The following is a 19,658-nucleotide window of genomic DNA, read 5'->3' as shown; positions in this document are numbered from 1 at the left end:
CCTCACCATCGGTCGGTCCTCACCATCGGATCAGCGCCGTCTCGATCGTGGAGCCCGGGCCCATGGTCATGAGCACTCCGTACTCGCCGGGCCGTGTGACGCCCTCTTCGAGGAGACGTTCGTACGAGAACAGGAACGAGCCGCTGGACACGTTCCCGTGGTCGCGCAGCACACCGACGGTGTGGCGCACGTCGTGGCGGGTCAGTCCGAGGTTGACCACGACCGCGTCGATCACCTTCTTGCCCCCGGAGTGCACCAGCCAGTGCCGGATGTCGCTCCTGCGCAGGCCGGTGCCCGTCAGCAGCCGGTCGACGACCAGTTCGGCGTGCGCGCCCACCACGTACGGGATCTGCGGGTCGAGGAAGAAGCTGAACCTGCTCTGGGTGCGGTCCCAGTCGTAGCGCATGGCGTCGACCGCTTCGGGGATGACGCAGCTCGCGAACTTCAGGACGGAAGGGGCCTCGTCCTTCGCGGGGGACAGCGCGGGGGCATCTCCCGCCAGCAGCGCGACGGCCGCCGCCCCGTCGCCGAACAGGCTGTTCACGACCGCGGTCCGCATCGTCGAGTCGACCGTGTAGGCCGCGGAGCACGCCTCCACGCAGAGCACGACGGCGAGTTCGCCGGGGTGGGCCGTGGACCAGCCCGCCACCACGCCCAGGGCGTTGAGGCCCGCGTTGCAGCCCATGCCGACGATGTCGGTCCTCGAGCAGTGGCGGTCGATCCCCAGTTCGCGGATGAGCAGGGCGCTGATGCCGGGCACGAGCAGCCCGGTCGAGGTCACGCAGCACAGATGGCGGAGGTCGGAGAGTTCGGCCCCGGCTTCCTTCAGGCAGGCGCGCAGGGCCTCGCCGCCCATCTCCAGGGCCAGTGCCTTGTGTTTGTCGAGCAGGTCGCCCTGGGGCTCGGGGGTGCGGACGCCGTGGGCGTCCTCCGCAGGAAGGGCGAGGTTGCGGCGCTCGATCGCGCTGTTGAGGAAGACCGAGCGCACTTTGGGGTCGGTGATGCCGAAGGCGTCGAGCACCTCCTGCTGGGAGTAGGACGCGGCGGTCACGGCCGTGCCCACGCCGACGATGCGGGGGCGGGTGACCGCGGTGGCGGTGGCCGCTGGCGTCCGGACTTCGTCGGCTATGCCGGGTATGCCGGGCGGTGCGATGTCAGTGGTCATCGGAAGGTCCACCCCCACATGCGTGGTTTGCTGCGCGGATGCTGCATGGCGCTGGTGCCGGTCACGGTCCTGTCCCCTTCTTCGGTCGAGGTGTCGTCAGGTGGCTCGTGCGCTCTCGGACTCGATGAACCGCACGAGCCGCGCGGCGCCCTCCCTGATCTGGGCGGGCGTCAGATAGCTGGTCGACAGGCGGATGCCGTGCAGGCCGCCCCCGCCGGGATGGAAGTACGTCATCGGCGTCCAGATGACGCCGAAGTCCTGTGCCGAGCGGATCAACGCGGCGTTGTCCGCACGGAAGGGCACCCGCAGGGTGAGGAAGAAGCCTCCGGTGGGTTCGTTCCACCGCACCCCCAGGGCCTCCCGCCGCTCCGCGGGCAGGTGTGCGTCGAGCTCCCTGAGCGTGGCCCGCATGGCGTCGCCGTAGTACGCGGACGCCGCCTTGTTGAGCTCGGAGACCTTGCCGTCGGCCGCGAGGAGCGTGCCCGCCACGGCTGCCTGGCTGAGTGACGAGGTGTTGACCGTCACCATGCTCTTGATCTTGGCGAGGTCGTCCGCGAGCAGGCCGGTGCGGCCCGACTCGTCGGCGACGGGCTGGTCGGCGACCACGAAGCCGACGCGGGCCCCGGGGAACACCGTCTTGGAGAAGGAACCGATGTGGACGACCGAGTGCGCGCGGTCCTGGGACTTCAGCGTCGGCAGCGGCGGGCCCGGGCTGACCAGACGGTAGGGGCTGTCCTCCAGGATCAGGATGCCGTGGCGGGCGGCGAGTTCGAGGAGGTCGGCGCGTGCCTGCGGCCCCATGGTGGTCCCGGACGGGTTCGAGTGGTCGGGGACGACGTAGAAGGCACGGGGCCTGCGTCCGCGGGCCCGCTCGTTCCTGATCGCCGCCTCCAGGTCCGCGCAGGACACGCCGTCCTCCCGCTCCTCCACAGGGGTCACGGCGATGTCCAGCAGACGGGCGGCGCCGGTGATGCCCACGTAGCAGGGGCTGGACACCAGGAGCACGTCGTCGGGGCCGGTGATCAGGGCGCGCAGCACGAGGAGCATGGCCTCCTGCGCGCCGACCGTCACCACGATGGACTCGGCCGGTACGTCGATGTTCTCGTCGGCGCGCAGCGAGTCGGCGATGATCTCGCGGATCAGGCCCGCGGTGGGCCCGTACTGGTACATGGCGGTGCGCACCTGCTGCGGTGAACTCCCCTTCTCCGCCAGGTGGTTCAGGTAGCGGCGCAGATGGGTGAAGATCTGCTCGCTGTCGAAGAACCCGTCGTAGGGGCGCCCCGGCGCGAAGGAGATCGCCTCGGGGTAGCGGGTGGTGATCTCGTTGAGGAACGTCATCGTGTCCAGGACCGGGTCGGACACGCTGGCGTGCAGTTCGGCCCTGCGCAACGGCCGCGCGACGGGCGGCGGGGCCGCGTCCGCCGGGCGGGGCCCGGTGCGGACCAGGCCGGGGCCGATGTCCGCGACCGTGGCGGTGCCAGTGAACGTCATCGCCTCTCCCAGCTCCCGGACGAGGGCGTCCAGCACCTCGGCCACTCCCGCGCGGCCCCCGGCCCGCAGCCCGTGCAGGACCGGGCGCCCCGCGAACACCGCGTCGGCTCCGGAGGCGACCGCGGTCAGCACGTCGGCGCCGCGCCGGATCCCGCCGCTCAGCAGGACGGGGCAGCGGCCCGCCACGGTCTCCGCGATCCCGGGGAGCGCGTCGAGGGAGGTGACCACGATGCCGTCGGCGCCGCTGTCCAGGGCGCGCTGCGCGTCGGTCGTGGTGCGCACTCCGGCGACGAGCAGCGGCAGGGCGGTGGCGGCGCGCAGGCGGTCCACGTCGGCCCAGTCGGCGTGGGCGTCGAGGAGGTTCCGTACGTCGCTCAACGGTCCGTCCTGCGCCAGGTTGGCGGGGGCTGCGACCTTCAGGCGGACGTCGTCGCGGCTGCCGAGCGCGAGGAGGACGGCCCCGAACCCGGCGTCCTCGGCTCGTGCGGCGAGCTGTCGCCCGGTGCCGTGGTCCTGGAAGGCGTAGGTGCGCAGCCAAGGCGGGACGTCGGTGGCGGAGCCGAGCTCGGCGAAGGTCCGTTCGGCGAAGGCGCCCACCACGCACGGTAGTTGCGCCGCACCCGCGGAGCGGACGACGGCGAGTTCGCCGCCGGGCCTGGCGGGTGCGGAGAGCGGCCCGACGATCAGTGGCGCCGACCAGACGCGGTCGAGGATCTTCACGGTGGTGTCGGGCGGCCCGGGGGTCCCCCTGCCGCCCTGCCGCAGTCCCCTGCGTTCGAACGCCTCGCGGTTCGCGGCCGATGCGCCGCCTTCGCCCGCGGAGTGTTCGGGGCCGTCGGCCGTCTGTTCCGGCATGAATGTCTCCCAGGCGTCCGGAAGTTATCGGGAAAGGGTCATCCGTCGCTCAGAGTCACACGGTTCTCGACGGTCCACCAACGCGTCCAACCGGCCGATTCGCACACTTGGACAGGCACGGACATGCGCGGACACGCACGGACACGCTTGAACATGCCCGTCGGCGGTCACTGTGGGCGACGGCCGGATCGGACCGTGCCCGCGAGCGTCGCCCCACCGAGGCCCTGTTCGCCGTCCCGTTCACCGTCCCGTTCGCCGCCCTGTTCCCGTACGACATCCCAGCCCCCGGCATCGAGCGCGGCCACGAGCCGGTCGGCGATGCGCGGCGGCACGCTGAAGCGTACGGCGAACGAAGTCCCGTCCGCGCCCTCGACACAGGCGTCGTCCGCGGCGACACCCAGCTCCGCCACGGCCGCGAGCAGCCGCGCCAGTTCTCCGGGGCGGTCCGCGACGGCGACCCGCACGCACGGGTCCTCGGACGAGGAGCCGGGCCTGGCGTCCGGGATCTCCGCGAGGCCGGAGATGCCCCGGTCGAGCAGGTCCACGAGCGTGCGCATGCCGAGGTCGCGCTCGCTGCCGCCGGGCCTGGCGAGCGCGTCCAGCGCCGGTACGAGGCGGGAGAGGTCCGTGTGCAGCTCCTTCAGGACCCCGGCGATCGCCGGGGCGTTGGCCTGCAGGATGTCGCCCCACAGCCGCGAGTCGCCGCCCGCGATCCGGGTGGCGTCGCGCAGCCCCTGCCCGGCGACGCTCGGCAGGTCCGCCGGGCCCTCGCGCAGCCTGGCGGCCATCAGACTGGCCATCAGATGCGGCACGTGGGAGGTCACGGCGACCGCGGCGTCGTGGTCCTGACTGTGCATCACGACCGGGACGGCCTCGCACAGGGCGATCAGTTCCAGAGCCCGGTCGAAGGCGACGTCCGAGCTCAGCCGGGAAGGGGTGAGCACCCAGTTGCGGCCCCGGAAGAGGTCGGCGCGGGCCGCGAGCGGGCCCGAGCGCTCCCGGCCCGCCAGCGGATGCCCGCCGACGTAGCGGTGCGGGTCGGGGGCGCGGCTCAGGGCGGCCCGCTCCGGCTCGGCCTTCACGGACGCCACGTCGGTGTAGCTGTCGGCGAGCCCGCGCTCCTGTGCCTCGGCGAGCACGGCGCCCACCTGGCTGGGCGGGACGGCGATCACGGCCAGGTCGACCGGTGCCGCGGGTGCGCTCGCCAGTCCGGCGCCGAGGGCGGCGGCCGTGCGGGCCGCCGCGGGGTCACGGTCGGACAGGAACACCGTCACGCCCCGTCGGCTCACCGCCAGCGCGACGGAGGTGCCGATCAGGCCCGTCCCGATGACGGCCATGGTGCGCATCACTAGTCATCACCCGTTCGAAAGGCCACCGACCATAAACGGAAAGGCCCGTCGATTTTACGGGCGGGATCTCGCCCTCCATTTTCCCGTCGGCTTCTTGGACAGTGCCCTGCTTGGACAGCCAATCCTTGGACGGTCAATCCTTGGACACCAAATCCGGCGTCCATATCGCACATAGCCAGATGCGAGATCGGATCGTAGAGTCCAGAAGCTCATTTATCTCCGGATCTGGAGACACTCATGAGGGATTTATCGGAATCAGCAGAATCAACGGATCCGCTCGCCGATCTCTCCATCGACTACGTGGAGATGTACGTCGAGGACGTGGCCGCGGCAGCCGCCCACTGGACCGACCGGTACGCCTTCACGGTGGTCGGGACCAGCGCCTCGGCGGAGCACCGCGGCATCACCGTGCGGCACGGACAGATCACTCTCGTCCTGACGCAGGCGACGTCCGAACTGCATCCCGCGTCCGCCTACGTGCTGACGCACGGGGACGGCATCGCGGACATCGCGCTGCGCACAGCCGACCCGGAGGCCGCCTTCCACGCGGCGCTCGCGCGCGGCGCCGTGGCACACCGCCATCCGCAGCCGCGGACGAACGACCGTCCCGCCGTGCCCGGGTCGCTCCGTGGATTCGGGGACCTGGTCCACACCCTCGTCCGGCGCGGCCCCGACGAGGGCGCCGGACTGCCCGTGGGCCACGTGCCGGTGGAGAGCACGGGCTCGCACCCCGAAGGGCCGGACGCAGTGGGCCTGTTGGAGCTCGACCACGTCGCGGTCTGCCTGCCCGCGGGCGACCTCGACGCGATGGTCGCGTACTACCGCGACGCCCTGGGCTTCCGGTTCGTCTTCGAGGAACACATCGTCGTCGGCGCACAGGCCATGGAGTCGAAGGTCGTGCAGAGCCGGTCCGGCACGGTGACCCTGACCCTCATCGAGCCCGACACCTCGGCCGCCACAGGCCAGATCGACGAGTTCCTCAAGGGCCACCAGGGCGCGGGCGTCCAGCACCTGGCGTTCTCCTCGCGGGACGCGGTGGGTTCGGTACGGGCCCTGTCCGAGCGTGGCGTCTCGTTCCTGCGCACCCCGTCGTCGTACTACGACCTGCTCGGCCGGCGCGTGGCGCTCGGCGAGGAGCGGCTGGCCGACCTGCGCTCGACGCACGTGCTCGCTGACGAGGACCACGACGGGCGGCTCTTCCAGATCTTCACCGCCTCGACCCACCCGCGGAAGACCCTGTTCTTCGAGGTCATCGAGCGCCAGGGGGCCGCGACCTTCGGCAGCGCGAACATCAAGGCGCTGTACGAGGCCGTGGAGCTGGAGCGGACCAAGCAGCGTGGATTCGACCAGCGCTAGCGTGCGGACGGACGGCATCGAGGACCTCCACTGCCTGGCCGACGCCGAACGCGCCGCCGCCTCGGTGCTGCCCGCCGCCGTCCGCGACTTCGTTGCCGGGGGCAGCGGCGCCGAGGTGACGCTCGACGCCAACCGCGCGGCTCTGGACCGGGTCTTCGTCGTCCCCCGCGTGCTCCGGGACGTGTCGCGGTGCACGACGGGGACCACGCTGCTCGGGCGTCGGGCCCGGCTGCCCCTCGCGCTCGCGCCGGTCGCCTACCAGCGGCTGCTGCACCCCGAGGGGGAGCTGGCCGCCGCCCGGGCGGCGAAGGCGGCAGGGGTGCCGTTCACCGCGAGCACCCTCAGCAGCGTCCCCGTCGAACGGCTCACCGCGGTCGGCGGATCCGTCTGGTTCCAGCTCTACTGGCTGCGGGAGCCGGGCCGCTCCCTCGACCTGGTCCGCCGGGCCGAGGACGCGGGCGCGGAAGCCATCATGCTCACGGTGGACGTGCCGTGGATGGGACGGCGCCTGCGCGACGTGCGCAACCGGTTCGCGCTTCCGGAGCAGGTACGCGCCGCGCACCTCGCGGCGGGCCCGACCGCGGCCCACCGGCAGCCCTCCGGTGCCGTGTCCGCGCTGGCCGCGCACACCGAGGCGGCGTTCTCCCCCGCTCTGACGTGGTCGTCGGTGGCGACGCTGCGGGAGCGCACCCGGCTGCCGCTCGTGCTGAAGGGGGTCCTGGCGGCCGAGGACGCCGGGCGCGCCGTCGAGTGCGGGGTGGACGCCGTGGTGGTGTCCAACCACGGCGGCCGCCAGTTGGACGGTGCCGTCCCGAGCGTCGACGCGCTGCCGGAGGTGGTGGCGGCGTCGGCCGGGCGCTGCGAGGTCCTGCTGGACAGCGGGGTCCGCAGCGGTACGGACGTACTCAGGGCGCTTGCCCTCGGCGCGTCCGGTGTCCTGGTGGGCAGGCCCACGCTCTGGGGTCTCGCCGTGGGCGGCGAGAGCGGGGTGCGGCGGGTCCTCGGCCTGCTGGCGGACGAGTTCCGGGACGCCCTGGGTCTCGCCGGTTGCGCGGATGCGGCCGCCGCGCGGGAACTGCGCACGGTGCGGCGCGACGACTGAGAGGAATTCACGCGTCCCCCCGAGAATTCCGGTGCCGGTCCGTGCGGGTCTTTTACATTCCGAGTGGACGACGTAGACGGAGCCCGGTCCGCGTACGAAAACACTGCCGCCGGAATGCCGATTGGCAGGGGCATGAGCAGGCGGCCTAGAATCGGGGAGTTTGCCCCCGAGCCGCGTACGGAGCCCCGCCCATGCACAGCCCTCACGATCCGTTCGTACGCGTCCGAGGTGCCAGGGAGCACAACCTCCAGGGCGTCGACGTGGACATTCCGCGCGATGTCCTCGCTGTCTTCACGGGCGTGTCGGGCTCGGGCAAGTCCTCGCTCGCGTTCGGGACGATCTACGCCGAAGCGCAGCGGCGGTACTTCGAGTCCGTCGCCCCTTACGCCAGGCGCCTCATCCACCAGGTGGGTGCGCCGAAGGTCGGTGAGATCACCGGCCTGCCGCCCGCGGTCTCGCTGCAGCAGCGCCGCTCGGCACCGACCTCCCGCTCCTCCGTCGGCACGGTCACCACCCTCTCCAACTCCCTGCGGATGCTCTTCTCCCGCGCGGGCCGCTACCCGGAGGGCGCCGAGCGGCTCGACTCGGACGCCTTCTCGTCGAACACGGCGGCCGGTGCCTGCCCCGAGTGCCACGGTCTGGGCCGCGTCCACCGGACCACCGAGGAACTGCTCGTCCCCGACCCGTCGCTGTCCATCCGCGAGGGCGCCATCGCGGCCTGGCCCGGCGCGTGGCAGGGCAAGAACCTCCGCGACGTGCTGGACACCCTGGGGTACGACGTGGATCTGCCGTGGCGCGAGCTGCCGCAGGAGGACCGCGACTGGATCCTGTTCACGGACGAGCAGCCGGTCGTGACCGTGCACCCGGTACGCGAGGCGGGCCGCATCCACCGCCCCTACCAGGGCACGTACATGAGCGCCCGGCGCTATGTGATGAAGACCTTCTCGGACTCCAAGAGCCAGACGCTGCGCGCCAAGGCCGAGCGGTTCCTGGCGAGTGCGCCCTGTCCGGCGTGCGGCGGGAGCAGGCTCCGTCCGGAGGCGATGGCGGTGACGTTCGCGGACCGCACGATCGCCGAGCTCGCCGCGCTGCCGCTGTCGGAGCTCGCCGACACCCTGACCGGTGCGGCGGACTCCTCGGAGACGGCGCGCGTCCTGACCGAGGACCTGCTCGCCCGCATCGCGACCGTCACCGAGCTCGGCCTCGGCTACCTCAGCCCGGACCGCGCCACGCCCACCCTGTCGGCAGGCGAACTGCAACGCCTGCGCCTCGCGACCCAGCTGCGCTCGGGGCTCTTCGGAGTGGTGTACGTCCTCGACGAGCCGTCGGCGGGACTCCATCCGGCGGACACGGAGGCCCTGTTGACGGTCCTCGACCGGCTCAAGGCGGCGGGCAACTCCGTCTTCGTGGTGGAGCACCACCTCGACGTCGTGCGGCACGCGGACTGGCTCGTCGACGTCGGGCCGCAGGCGGGCGAGCACGGCGGGCGGGTCCTGCACAGCGGCCCGGTGGCGGACCTCAAGGCCGTGCAGGAGTCGGCGACGGGCCGCTTCCTCTTCGACCGGGCAGCCACACCGGTACGTGACGTGCGCACCGCCCAGGCCTGGTTGAAGGTCGGCCCGGTGACCCGGCACAACTTGCGCGGGGTGACGGCGGAGATCCCGCTCGGCGCCTTCACGGCCGTCACGGGCGTGTCGGGTTCGGGCAAGTCCACGCTCGTCGGCGAGATCACCGAGGAGCTGCCGGGAGTCGAACGGCTGGTCTGTGTCGACCAGAAGCCGATCGGGCGCACCCCGCGCTCCAACCTCGCCACCTACACCGGGCTCTTCCACGTCGTGCGCAAGGTGTTCGCGGCGACGGACACCGCGCGGGAACGCGGTTACGGCGTCGGCCGCTTCTCCTTCAACGTGGCGGGCGGGCGCTGCGAGACCTGCCAGGGCGAGGGCTTCGTCAGCGTCGAGCTGCTCTTCCTGCCGAGCACCTACGCGCCGTGCCCGGACTGCGCGGGCGCCCGCTACAACCCCGAGACGCTCGAAGTGACGTACCGGGGAAGGAACATCGCGGAGGTGCTCGACCTGACCGTCGAGGCCGCCGCGGACTTCTTCGCCGACAACCCGCCCGTCGTACGCAGCCTGCGCACGCTCCTCGACGTCGGCCTCGGCTATCTGCGGCTGGGCCAGCCCGCCACGGAACTGTCCGGCGGCGAGGCCCAACGCATCAAACTGGCCAGCGAGTTGCAGCGCGTCCGGCGCGGCCACACGCTCTACCTCCTGGACGAGCCGACGACCGGCCTGCACCCCGCCGACGTCGAGGTTCTCACCCACCGCCTGCACGAACTGGTCGACGGCGGCAACTCGGTGGTCGTCGTCGAGCACGACATGGCGGTGGTCGCGGGCGCGGACTGGGTGATCGATCTGGGTCCCGGCGGCGGCGACCGGGGCGGGCGCGTCGTGGCGGCGGGCACTCCCGGTGAGGTGGCACGCGCGGAGGGCAGTCGCACCGCGCCGTATCTCGCGCGGGCGCGGGCGGGTGGCGCGGGGGCCGAACGGGGCTGAAACACCGCCTTGTGGCGACCGGCGGGCGCGGCCGATCCTGACGCAACACGAGTTGCCAACACGTATTGCCCATCCAGGTGAGGCAGGTCCTGCATGGCAACACGGCAGGACGTGGCCCGGCTCGCGGGCACGTCGCCCTCGGTCGTCAGCTATGTGGTGAACAACGGGCCGCGGTCCGTCGCGCCCGCCACCAGGGCGCGCGTCCTCGCTGCCGTGCGGGCGCTGGACTACCGCCCCAACGGGGTCGCCAGGTCGCTGCGCATGCGCCAGACGATGACGCTCGGCCTGGTCGTACCGGACGCGGCGAACCCGTTCTTCGCCGAACTGGCCCGTGCCCTGGAGGACCATGCCTGGGCGGCGGGCTACACCCTGCTCGTGGGCAACAGCGTGGACGACGCCGGGCGCGAGGCGGGCTATCTGCGCACGTTCCTCGACCGGCGGGTCGACGGGCTCGTCCTGATCCCCTCGCAGGGCGACCGGCCCTGGCGCGCCGAACTGGCCCGCTCCGGCGTGGCCCGGCTGGTCCTCGACCGCGAGCTGGACGGCGTGGCCGCCTCGCACGTCCTGGCCGACAACCGGGGCGGTGCCGTCGAGGCCACCTTGCACCTGTTGTCCCACGGGCGGCGCCGCGTCGGCTGCGTCGCGGGGCCCGCGGGCATCCATCCGACCGTGGACCGGGTCGCGGGCTGGCGGGCGGCCATGGCCGAGGCCGGTCTGGGCGACGCGCCACTGCTGCACGGCTCGTTCGACCGTCTCGCCGGGTACCGCTCGGGCCTCGCCCTGCTGTCCAGGGAGCGGCGTCTTGACGCCCTCTTCGTCACCTGCGACACCCAGGCGGCCGGGGTGATACGCGCGGCGAGCGAACTCGGCATCAGGGTCCCCGACGACCTCGCGCTGGTCGCGTTCGACGGAATCGCGGCCGCAGCGTACACAACTCCGGCGCTGTCCACGATGCGCCAGCCGTTCGAGGAGCTCGGGCGCACCGCGGTGCGGCGGCTGCTGGCCCAGGTCCGGGATCCCGGCCTCGCGCCCACCCGTGACGTGCTGCCGGTGGCGCTGCTCGCCCGCGGCTCGTGCGGCTGCCCGGACCCCGCGGGCGGCATGCCGTGAACGACCGACCATCCCCCAGCCATGGAAGGCAGTCACACGATGAAGCAGCGCACCACCGTCCTCACCCTGGTCTGGGTCCTCGGAGCCGCGGGCGCCCTCACCGCCTGCGGGCAGGAGGGCGACGGTGCCGCCTCCGACAAGCCCGGCGACGGCGGCCGCCCCACCGTGTGCCTGGTGATGAAGTCCATGGGCAACGAGTACTTCCAGGTCATGCAGAAGGGCGCGAAGGAGCATGCGAAGAAGCGCGACGACCTGGACCTCAAGGCGAGCGGCATCCAGAACGAGACGGACATCGACGGGCAGGTCGCGGCGATCAACCGCTGCGTCACGGACCAGGCCGACGCCCTGGTGATCGCGCCCGCCGACTCCCGCGCCCTGGTGGCACCCCTCAAGCGCGCGGAGAAGCAGGGCCTGAAGGTCGTCAACATCGATGTGAAGCTCGACGCGGGCGCCTTGAAGGCGTCCGGCATGAAGGTCCCCTTCGTCGGCCCCGACAACGAGCAGGGCGCCCGCCTCTCGGGTGAGGTCCTGGCCAAGGAGCTCGCCAAGGGCTCCCAGGTGGCTCTGCTCGAAGGCAGCCCGGGCGCCGACAACGCCCGCCAGCGCGCCGCCGGTTTCCGGGCGGCGGCCGAGGCGGGCGGCCTGAAGGTGGTCTCCGCCAAGACGGCGCACTGGGAGACCGACGAGGCGTACAACGTCCTCGGCAACATGCTCACCGCGCACCCGGACATCAAGGGGGTGCTCGCCTCCAACGACTCGATGGCGCTGGGTGCCCTGAAGGCCATCGACGCGAAGAAGGCGTCCGTGAAGATCGCGTCGTTCGACAACATCGAGGCCATCCGCCCGTACGTGAAGAAGGGCCGGGTCGTCGCGACGGTCGACCAGTACGCGGCGAAGCAGGCCGCCGACGGCATCGACCAGGCGATGAAGGCCATCGAGGGGGACGAGCCGACGGGCTGGGTGAAGACGGACGTGAAGGTCGTCACCTCCGGCGACCTGCGGTGACGGGTGGCGGATGGCTGCGGACATGAGCGGCAGCGCACAGCAGCGGAAGGCCGGGCCCGTGCTGGAGGTCTCGGGCGTCTCGAAGGCGTTCCCCGGGGTGGTCGCCCTCGACGGGGTCCGGCTGGACCTGGTCCCCGGTGAGGTGCACGCCCTGGTCGGTGAGAACGGCGCGGGCAAGTCGACCCTGGTGAAGATCCTCGCGGGGACGCAGCGGCCGGACTCCGGTGTGCTGCGGCTCGGTGGCCTGCCCTACCGGCCCGGTGACGTGGCGGCGGCCATGCGGGCGGGGGTGCAGGTCGTGCACCAGGAGTTCCACCTGGTGCCGCATCTGTCGGTCGCCGAGAACCTGTTCCTGCGCCGACTGCCGCGCCGCCACGGCTTCGTGGACCGGCGCGCCCTGCACCGGGGGGCCCAGGAGCTGCTCGACGAGGTCGGCCTCGACGTGCGGCCGCGGACCAAGGTGGAACGCCTCGGCATCGCGCAGATGCAGCTCCTGGAGATCGCGCGGACGCTGCACCAGGAGTGCCGGGTGCTGGTGATGGACGAGCCGACGGCGACGCTCACCCCGCGGGAGACACGGCGGCTCTTCGTGCTCCTGCGTTCCCTCACGGAGCGCGGCACGGCGGTCCTGTACATCTCCCACCACCTGGAGGAGATCTTCGAACTCGCCGACCGGATGACGGTGTTCCGCAATGGCAGGCACGTGGTGACCAAGGACGTGGCGGGGACGGACACGGCCGAGGTGATCCGGCTGATGGTCGGCCGTGACATGGCGCGCGAGTATCCGCCGTACGTGCCGCGCACGCCCGGCCCCGAGCTGCTGCGGGTGCGGGATCTGACGCCGCGCGGGGGCGCCCCGGTCTCGTTCGCGCTGCGCGCCGGTGAGGTGGTGGGGGTGGCGGGCCTGGTGGGTTCCGGCCGTACGGAGGCCGTGCGGGCGGTGTTCGGTGCCGACCGCGCGGCGGGCGGGCAGGTCCTGGTGAAGGGGCGGCCGGTGCGGATCCGTGGTCCGCGCGATGCCGTGCGGCACGGGATCAGCCTGCTCACGGAGGACCGCAAGGGGCAGGGTCTGGTCCTGGACCTGCCCCTGTCGGCCAACGTGACGCTGGCCGCGACCGGGCAGGTGTCGCGGGCGGGGCTGCTGCGGCGCGGCACGGAGGACCGCATCGCGCGCGGGGCGGTCGAGCGACTGAGGGTGCGGACTCCCGGGGTGCGCACGGTCGTTCGTACGCTGTCGGGCGGCAATCAGCAGAAGGTCGTCCTCGGCCGGTGGCTGCTCGCCGGTGCCGATGTCCTGATGGTCGACGAGCCGACGCGCGGCATCGACGTGGGCGCGCGCTACGAGATCCACCAGCAGCTCGTCGACCTCGCGGCCGACGGCAAGGCGCTCTTGGTCGTCTCCTCCGACCTGCCGGAGCTGATGGGCATCTGCGACCGGCTGCTCGTCTTCTCGCGCGGCCGCGTCGCGGGCGAGGTGGACCGCGCCGACTTCGACAGCTCGCACATCCTGGAGCTGGCGTACTCCGGATACACGAACGGCGCGGCTGACACGACCGGCACGGCTGACTCGACCGGCACTGCTGACTCGACCGGCACGACGAAGGGCGCCCGCGCATGACCTCCGCTCCCCCACGCCCGGTCGAGGACCGGTCTACCGTCGGCTCCCTCACCCGGCAGGCGATGGGTGAGGCGGGCACCGGGGTGGCGCTGCTCGTCCTCGTGGCGGTCTTCACGCTGGCCGCGCCGAAGTTCGCGACCACAGGCAACTTTACGAACATCGCCACCGAGATCACGCTCAACACGATGCTTGCGGTGGGCCTGACCTTCGTCATCCTGGTCGGCGGCATCGACCTGTCGGTCGGCTCGGTGATGGCGCTCTCTGCGGTGGTGGCGGGCGACGTCCTCACCCGCAAGGACCTCTCGGTGGGGGTCGCGGTGACGCTCGCGGTCCTGGTGTCCGTCGCCGTCGGCATGGCGTGCGGCCTGGTCAACGGCTTCGTGTCGGAGCGCTGGCGCGTGCCGTCCTTCATCGTCACGCTCGGGATGCTCAACATCGCGCGGGGCGCGGCCCTCGACTACACGGACGCGAAGACGCAGTACGACTTCCCCCAGGGCTTCAGCCGCTTCGGGACCTCGACGCTGCTCGGCGTCCCCGCGCTGTTCTGGATCGCGCTCGCCATGGTCGCCGTCGGTCATCTGGTGCTGACCCGGACGGTGTTCGGCCGTCTGGTCTTCGCGATCGGCTCCAATGAGGAGGCGGTGCGCCTGTCCGGGCACCGGACGTCGGTGGTGAAGGTGGCGGTCTTCGTCATCGCGGGGTTCTGTGTCGGCATCGCCGCCATCACGTACATGGCGCGGCTGAACATCGCGTCGCCGATCCTCGGCGGGGGTTACGAGTTGAGCGCCATCGCGGCGGTCGTGATCGGCGGGGCCTCGCTGTCCGGCGGCAAGGGGTCCATGATCGGGACGCTCCTCGGCGCCTGTCTGCTCGGGGTGCTCACCAACGGGCTGCTGCTGATGGGGGTCTCGGACTTCCAGCGGCAGATGATCACGGGTGGGGTGATCATGGTCGCGGTGGTGGTGGACCACTACCGCGACCGCCTGGCCGCACGGCTCGGCTGAGCACCGGGGGCGTCTCCCGCAGGTCACCCGCTCCCGCTCCGGTAGGCGTCGCGCAACCGCGCCTTCGCGAGCTTCCCGGTGGGCGTGCGCGGCAGGCTGTCGGTGAAGTCGACGGTGCGCGGCGCCTTGTAGTGCGTGATGCGCTCGCGCACGAAGTCGATGAGCTCGCGTTCCAGTGCGGGGCCGGGTTCGATGCCCCGCTCGACCTGGACGACCGCCTTGACCGCCTCTCCCATCTCGGCGTCGGGGACGCCGACGACCGCGACGTCGGCGACGGCCGGGTGCAGCACGAGGACGTCCTCGGCCTCCTGCGGGTAGACGTTCACCCCACCGGAGATGATCATGAAGGCCTTGCGGTCGGTGAGGAAGAGGTAGCCGTCCTCGTCGACGTGCCCGATGTCGCCGGTGGTCGTCCAGTTCGCGTGCTCGGGGTGCTGGGCCGCGCGGGTGCGGGTCTCGTCGCCGTGGTAGCGGAAGGACGGTTCCTCGCGCTCGAAGTAGATCGTCCCGGTCCCGCCGGGCGGCAGGACGCGCCCCTCCTCGTCGCAGATCCGCAGGGTCCCCAGAAACCCGTCGCGCCCGACCGATCCCGGCTTGCGCAGCCATTCGTCGGGCGCGATGAAGGTGATGCCGTTGCCCTCCGTCGACGAGTAGTACTCGTACAGGATGGGCCCCCACCACTCCATCATCCGGCGCTTGACCTCGACGGGGCAGGGCGCGGCGGCGTGTATGGCGGTCTTCATCGACGACAGGTCGTAGCGCTCGCGCACCTCGGCGGGCAGCTTCAGCATGCGGACGAACATGGTCGGCACCCACTGACTGTGCGTCACCCGGTGCCGCTGGACGGCCGCGAGGGCCTCCTCGGCGTCGAAGGCCGTCATCAGGACGACGGTGCCGCCGAGCGCGGTCACCACACCGCAGAACCGCAGCGGTGCCGCGTGGTAGATCGGCGCGGGAGAGAGGTAGACCGTCTCCTCGCCGAAGCCGTACATCGTCTGGAAGACGACCGTGTACGTCGTGGCCTGTTCGCGTACGTCCCCTTCGGGGAGCAGCGGTTCGACACCTTTGGGGCGGCCGGTGGTGCCGGAGGAGTAGAGCATGTCGGTGCCGAGCGGCTGCCGGTCGGGCGGCACGGCGGATGCGGAGTCCAGGGCCTTCTCGTACGTTCCGTCGTCGAGTCCGAGCACGAGCGGCGGCCCGCCCGCCAACTCCCTTACCATTCGGCCCAGTTCACTCAGCGAGCCGGAGACGATCAGTGCGCCCGCCCCGCAGTCGCGCACGATGTAGGCGGCCTCGTCCGCGTTCAAGTGGTGGTTGACGGCGGTGAGATAGAGCCCGGAGCGCATGGCTGCCCAGTAGACCTCCAGGGCGCGCGGGTCGTTGTCGCAGAGCAGGGCGAGGTGGTTGCCCCGACGCAGACCTGCGGCCCGCAGATGATCCGCGAGCCGCAGGGAGCGTTCTTCGAGTTGTCCGTAGCTGAGGGTCCGTGTGCCGTCGGCGGTGACGACGGCCGGCCTTGCGGGGTCGTACGCTCCCGGATACATGTTCCGAAGCTACGCGCCCCTCCAGGACCGCGGAACCGCGCCTATCGGCTGACCTTCCGGGTGGCCCGCAGCCATTCCTTGTTCATGGCGGCGATGGACGGCAGCGGAATGCCCTTGGGGCAGGCCGTCGCGCACTCGCCGGTGAGCGTGCAGCCGCCGAAGCCCTCCTCGTCCATCTGCGCGACCATGTCGAGCACCCGGGTCTCCCGCTCGGGCGCGCCCTGCGGAAGGACGTTGAGGTGGTTGACCTTGGCGGAGGTGAAGAGCATCGCCGAGCCGTTGGGACAGGCCGCCACGCACGCGCCGCAGCCGATGCACTCGGCGTGCTCGAAGGCCGAGTCGGCGTCGGGCTTGGGCACCGGAGCGGCGTGTGCCTCGGGGGCCGCACCGGTGGGGGCGCTGATGTAGCCGCCGGACTGGATGATCCGGTCGAAGGCCGAGCGGTCCACCACCAGGTCCTTGACGACCGGGAAGGCCGAGGCGCGCCACGGCTCGATGTCGATCGTGTCGCCGTCCTTGAAGGAGCGCATGTGGAGCTGGCAGGTGGTGGTGCGCTCGGGGCCGTGCGCGTCGCCGTTGATGACGAGCGAGCAGGCTCCGCAGATGCCCTCGCGGCAGTCGTGGTCGAAGGCGACGGGGTCGTCGCCCTGGACGATGAGCTCTTCGTTGAGGGTGTCGAGCATTTCGAGGAAGGACATGTCGGAGGAGATCCCGTCCACTTCGTACGTGGACATCGCTCCGTCGGCGTCGGCGTTCTTCTGGCGCCAGACGCGCAGGGTGAGCTTCATGCGTAGCTCCGCTGAGTGGGGTGGACGTACTCGAAGACGAGGTCTTCTCTGTGGAGGACGGGGGCGTCGCCGGTGTCGGTGAACTCCCAGGCGGCGGCGTACGAGAACTCCTCGTCGACGCGGGCCGCCTCGCCGTCCGGGGTCTGGGACTCCTCGCGGAAGTGGCCGCCGCAGGACTCGGCGCGGTGCAGGGCGTCGAGGCACATGAGCTCGGCGAGCTCCAGGTAGTCGACGATGCGGTTGGCCTTCTCCAGGGACTGGTTGAACTCCTCGCCGGTACCGGGCACCTTGATGCGGCGCCAGAACTCCTCGCGGATCTGCGGGATGCGCTCCAGGGCCTTGCGCAGGCCCGTCTCGGTGCGGGCCATGCCGCAGAACTCCCACATCACTTCGCCGAGTTCGCGGTGGAAGGAGTCGGGGGTGCGGTCGCCGTCCACGGACAGGAGGAGGTTCAGCCGGTCCTCGGTCTCGGCGAGCACCTCCTGCACGACGGGGTGGCCGTCGCTCACCTCGTCCTTGTGCGGGTTGCGCGCGAGGTAGTCGTTGATGGTGGAGGGCAGCACGAAGTAGCCGTCGGCGAGGCCCTGCATGAGGGCGCTCGCGCCGAGCCGGTTGGCGCCGTGGTCGGAGAAGTTGGCCTCGCCGACCGCGAAGAGGCCGGGGACGGTGGTCTGCAGGTCGTAGTCGACCCAGAGGCCGCCCATCGTGTAGTGCACGGCGGGGTAGATCCGCATCGGCACCTCGTACGGGTTCTCCGCGGTGATCCGCTCGTACATGTCGAAGAGGTTGCCGTACTTCTCCTCGACGCTCTTCTTGCCCAGGCGCGCGATGGCGTCGGCGAAGTCGAGGTAGACGCCCTGTCCGCCGGGGCCCACTCCCCTGCCCTCGTCGCAGACGTTCTTCGCGGCGCGCGAGGCGATGTCGCGGGGCACGAGGTTGCCGAAGGAGGGGTAGATGCGCTCCAGGTAGTAGTCGCGCTCGTCTTCGGGGATCTGGTTCGGCGGGCGGTCGTCGCCCTGGGCCTTCGGCACCCAGATGCGGCCGTCGTTGCGCAGCGACTCGCTCATCAGCGTCAGCTTGGACTGGTGGTCGCCGGTGCGCGGGATGCAGGTGGGGTGGATCTGGGTGAAGCAGGGGTTGGCAAAGTAGGCGCCGCGCCGGTGGGCGCGCCAGACGGCGGTGGCGTTGGAGTTCATGGCGTTCGTCGACAGGTAGAAGACGTTGCCGTAGCCGCCGGAGGCGAGGACCACCGCGTCCGCGAAGTACGTGTCGATCTTGCCGGTGACCAGGTCACGGGCGACGATGCCGCGCGCCCGCCCGTCGACGACGATCACGTCGAGCATCTCGGTGCGCGGGTGCATCTCCACGTTCCCCGCGGCGATCTGCCGACTGAGCGCCTGGTAGGCGCCGAGGAGCAGCTGCTGTCCGGTCTGGCCGCGGGCGTAGAACGTCCTGGACACCTGGACGCCGCCGAAGGAGCGGGTGTCGAGGAGTCCGCCGTACTCGCGGGCGAAGGGCACGCCCTGTGCGACGCACTGGTCGATGATCTCGACGGAGATCTGCGCGAGGCGGTGGACGTTGGACTCGCGGGCGCGGAAGTCGCCGCCCTTGACGGTGTCGTAGAACAGCCGGTGGATGGAGTCGCCGTCGTTGCGGTAGTTCTTCGCGGCGTTGATGCCGCCCTGTGCGGCGATCGAGTGGGCGCGGCGCGGCGAGTCCTGGTAGCAGAACTGCACGACGCGGTAGCCCTGTTCGGCGAGGGTGGCTCCGGCGGAGCCGCCCGCCAGTCCGGTGCCGACGACGATCACGGTCTGCTTGCGGCGGTTGGCCGGGTTGACCAGCTTCGCCTCGAAGCGGCGGGTGTCCCAGCGCTCGGCGATCGGACCGGTGGGGGCCTTGGCATCCACGACCGGCTCTCCGGTCGCGTACTCAGCAAAGGTGCTCATTCAGCTCACCACTCCGGTCATGACGCCTACGGGGACAGAGATGAAGCCGACCGTCAGCACCAGCGCGAGCCCGTTGGCGAGGGGCTTGAGGACGCGGTTGCGGGTCGCGGTGCCCACGCCCAGGGTCTGCGCGGCGCTCCACAGTCCGTGCCGCACGTGGAAGCCGACGGCGACCACGGCGACGATGTAGATGACGTTGCTGTACCAGGTGGAGAAGGTGTCGATGACGTTCTGGTACGGCTTCAGGTGCTCGTATTCGCCCGGGTGCACGGTGCCGGTCGTCAGGTCGAGGATGTGCCAGACGATGAAGAGCGCGAGGATGATGCCGCCCCAGCGCATGGTGCGGGTCGCGAAGCTCGCTTCCCGCTTCTTGTGCACGTACTGGGTGGGGCGCGCCTTGATGTCGCGGCGGCTCAGCTGGTACGCGGACGTGGCGTGGGCGACGACGGCGACCACGAGCACCACGCGGAACAGCCAGAGCGACCACTCGTAGTGCATGAAGGGCTCGCCGAGGGTGCGGAGCCAGTGTGCGTACTCGTTGATCTCCGCGGGGCCGAAGAAGATCTTCAGGTTCCCGATCATGTGCAGGAACAGGTAGAGCAGCATGATCAAGCCGCTGACCGCCATCACCGTCTTCTTGCCGATGGTGGAGTCCCAGAGCGTACGGGTCATGGACGGCCGTTTGTCCGTCCGCGTTGCCAGAGCCATGTCAGAGACGCTACGGCCGAAAGTCCCGATCGGTCCAAGAGATGGATCAGCTCATCTCCATA

14 protein-coding genes are annotated in these 19,658 nt (G+C 71.2%); 7 read left to right on the top strand and 7 right to left on the bottom strand.

Features of this window, described 5'->3' with window-relative positions:
* Positions 1 to 19 precede the first annotated feature (19 nt).
* The 3 genes from dpgA to ABZV77_RS38655 form a co-directional block, all read right to left on the bottom strand.
* Entirely contained in the window at positions 20 to 1,165 is a 1,146-nt protein-coding gene (gene dpgA, locus ABZV77_RS38665; protein WP_356267379.1) for a 3,5-dihydroxyphenylacetyl-CoA synthase DpgA, read from the bottom strand.
* Between the two features lie 96 nt (positions 1,166 to 1,261).
* On the bottom strand, positions 1,262 to 3,511 hold the full coding sequence (locus ABZV77_RS38660; protein WP_356267377.1) for an aminotransferase class I/II-fold pyridoxal phosphate-dependent enzyme: 2,250 nt from the start codon (positions 3,509 to 3,511) through the stop codon (positions 1,262 to 1,264).
* Between the two features lie 167 nt (positions 3,512 to 3,678).
* Complete coding sequence (locus tag ABZV77_RS38655) at positions 3,679 to 4,857, bottom strand: prephenate dehydrogenase (protein ID WP_356267376.1); 1,179 nt, start codon at positions 4,855 to 4,857, stop codon at positions 3,679 to 3,681.
* A 240-nt stretch (positions 4,858 to 5,097) separates the two neighbouring features.
* Here ABZV77_RS38655 and hppD point away from each other — a divergent pair, with 240 nt between their 5' ends.
* The 7 genes from hppD (at position 5,098) to ABZV77_RS38620 (ending at position 14,610) form a co-directional block, all read left to right on the top strand.
* A complete protein-coding gene (gene hppD / locus ABZV77_RS38650) occupies positions 5,098 to 6,216 on the top strand; it encodes a 4-hydroxyphenylpyruvate dioxygenase (protein WP_356267375.1) in 1,119 nt (372 codons plus the stop codon).
* Positions 6,197 to 7,318, top strand: a complete 1,122-nt coding sequence (locus ABZV77_RS38645) for an alpha-hydroxy acid oxidase (protein ID WP_356267373.1) — start codon at positions 6,197 to 6,199, stop codon at positions 7,316 to 7,318. Before hppD ends, ABZV77_RS38645 begins: the two co-directional genes overlap by 20 nt.
* 191 nt (positions 7,319 to 7,509) lie before the next feature.
* The gene (locus tag ABZV77_RS38640; protein WP_356267371.1) at positions 7,510 to 9,873 is read left to right on the top strand and encodes an excinuclease ABC subunit UvrA; all 2,364 of its coding nucleotides are present in this window, start codon (positions 7,510 to 7,512) and stop codon (positions 9,871 to 9,873) included.
* Positions 9,874 to 9,966: 93 nt separating this feature from the next.
* Entirely contained in the window at positions 9,967 to 10,983 is a 1,017-nt protein-coding gene (locus ABZV77_RS38635; RefSeq protein WP_356267370.1) for a LacI family DNA-binding transcriptional regulator, read from the top strand.
* A 21-nt stretch (positions 10,984 to 11,004) separates the two neighbouring features.
* Positions 11,005 to 11,988, top strand: a complete 984-nt coding sequence (locus ABZV77_RS38630) for a sugar ABC transporter substrate-binding protein (RefSeq protein ID WP_356267368.1) — start codon at positions 11,005 to 11,007, stop codon at positions 11,986 to 11,988.
* A 22-nt stretch (positions 11,989 to 12,010) separates the two neighbouring features.
* Complete coding sequence (locus tag ABZV77_RS38625; RefSeq protein ID WP_356267366.1) at positions 12,011 to 13,606, top strand: sugar ABC transporter ATP-binding protein; 1,596 nt, start codon at positions 12,011 to 12,013, stop codon at positions 13,604 to 13,606.
* Positions 13,603 to 14,610, top strand: a complete 1,008-nt coding sequence (locus ABZV77_RS38620) for an ABC transporter permease (protein ID WP_356267364.1) — start codon at positions 13,603 to 13,605, stop codon at positions 14,608 to 14,610. Before ABZV77_RS38625 ends, ABZV77_RS38620 begins: the two co-directional genes overlap by 4 nt.
* 23 nt (positions 14,611 to 14,633) lie before the next feature.
* Here ABZV77_RS38620 and ABZV77_RS38615 read toward each other — a convergent pair whose 3' ends face one another.
* The 4 genes from ABZV77_RS38615 to ABZV77_RS38600 are packed head-to-tail and all read right to left on the bottom strand — an operon-like array spanning position 14,634 to position 19,596.
* Positions 14,634 to 16,154 (bottom strand): acyl-CoA synthetase, encoded by a 1,521-nt coding sequence (locus ABZV77_RS38615; protein ID WP_356267363.1) that lies wholly within the window; start codon positions 16,152 to 16,154, stop codon positions 14,634 to 14,636.
* Between the two features lie 41 nt (positions 16,155 to 16,195).
* Positions 16,196 to 16,942 (bottom strand): succinate dehydrogenase/fumarate reductase iron-sulfur subunit, encoded by a 747-nt coding sequence (locus tag ABZV77_RS38610; protein ID WP_356267361.1) that lies wholly within the window; start codon positions 16,940 to 16,942, stop codon positions 16,196 to 16,198.
* Entirely contained in the window at positions 16,939 to 18,888 is a 1,950-nt protein-coding gene (locus ABZV77_RS38605; protein WP_356267359.1) for a fumarate reductase/succinate dehydrogenase flavoprotein subunit, read from the bottom strand. Before ABZV77_RS38605 ends, ABZV77_RS38610 begins: the two co-directional genes overlap by 4 nt.
* Entirely contained in the window at positions 18,889 to 19,596 is a 708-nt protein-coding gene (locus ABZV77_RS38600; protein WP_356267357.1) for a succinate dehydrogenase, read from the bottom strand.
* Between the last annotated feature and the right edge of the window lie 62 nt (positions 19,597 to 19,658).

This window comes from Streptomyces sp. NPDC004732 (assembly GCF_040609235.1).
Lineage (GTDB): Bacteria > Actinomycetota > Actinomycetes > Streptomycetales > Streptomycetaceae > Streptomyces.
Note: the sequence above shows the minus strand (reverse complement) of the source record. Positions and strands in the feature narration are given on the sequence as shown.

Coding starts and splice junctions, on each gene's coding strand:
- ABZV77_RS38615 (WP_356267363.1), bottom strand. CDS start 16,154: ATGTATCCGGGAGCGTACGACCCCGCAAGGCCGGCCGTCGTCACCGCC.
- ABZV77_RS38605 (WP_356267359.1), bottom strand. CDS start 18,888: ATGAGCACCTTTGCTGAGTACGCGACCGGAGAGCCGGTCGTGGATGCC.
- ABZV77_RS38610 (WP_356267361.1), bottom strand. CDS start 16,942: ATGAAGCTCACCCTGCGCGTCTGGCGCCAGAAGAACGCCGACGCCGAC.
- ABZV77_RS38630 (WP_356267368.1), top strand. CDS start 11,005: ATGGAAGGCAGTCACACGATGAAGCAGCGCACCACCGTCCTCACCCTG.
- ABZV77_RS38620 (WP_356267364.1), top strand. CDS start 13,603: ATGACCTCCGCTCCCCCACGCCCGGTCGAGGACCGGTCTACCGTCGGC.
- ABZV77_RS38655 (WP_356267376.1), bottom strand. CDS start 4,857: ATGCGCACCATGGCCGTCATCGGGACGGGCCTGATCGGCACCTCCGTC.
- ABZV77_RS38660 (WP_356267377.1), bottom strand. CDS start 3,511: ATGCCGGAACAGACGGCCGACGGCCCCGAACACTCCGCGGGCGAAGGC.
- ABZV77_RS38640 (WP_356267371.1), top strand. CDS start 7,510: ATGCACAGCCCTCACGATCCGTTCGTACGCGTCCGAGGTGCCAGGGAG.
- ABZV77_RS38625 (WP_356267366.1), top strand. CDS start 12,011: ATGAGCGGCAGCGCACAGCAGCGGAAGGCCGGGCCCGTGCTGGAGGTC.
- hppD (WP_356267375.1), top strand. CDS start 5,098: ATGAGGGATTTATCGGAATCAGCAGAATCAACGGATCCGCTCGCCGAT.
- dpgA (WP_356267379.1), bottom strand. CDS start 1,165: ATGACCACTGACATCGCACCGCCCGGCATACCCGGCATAGCCGACGAA.
- ABZV77_RS38635 (WP_356267370.1), top strand. CDS start 9,967: ATGGCAACACGGCAGGACGTGGCCCGGCTCGCGGGCACGTCGCCCTCG.
- ABZV77_RS38600 (WP_356267357.1), bottom strand. CDS start 19,596: ATGGCTCTGGCAACGCGGACGGACAAACGGCCGTCCATGACCCGTACG.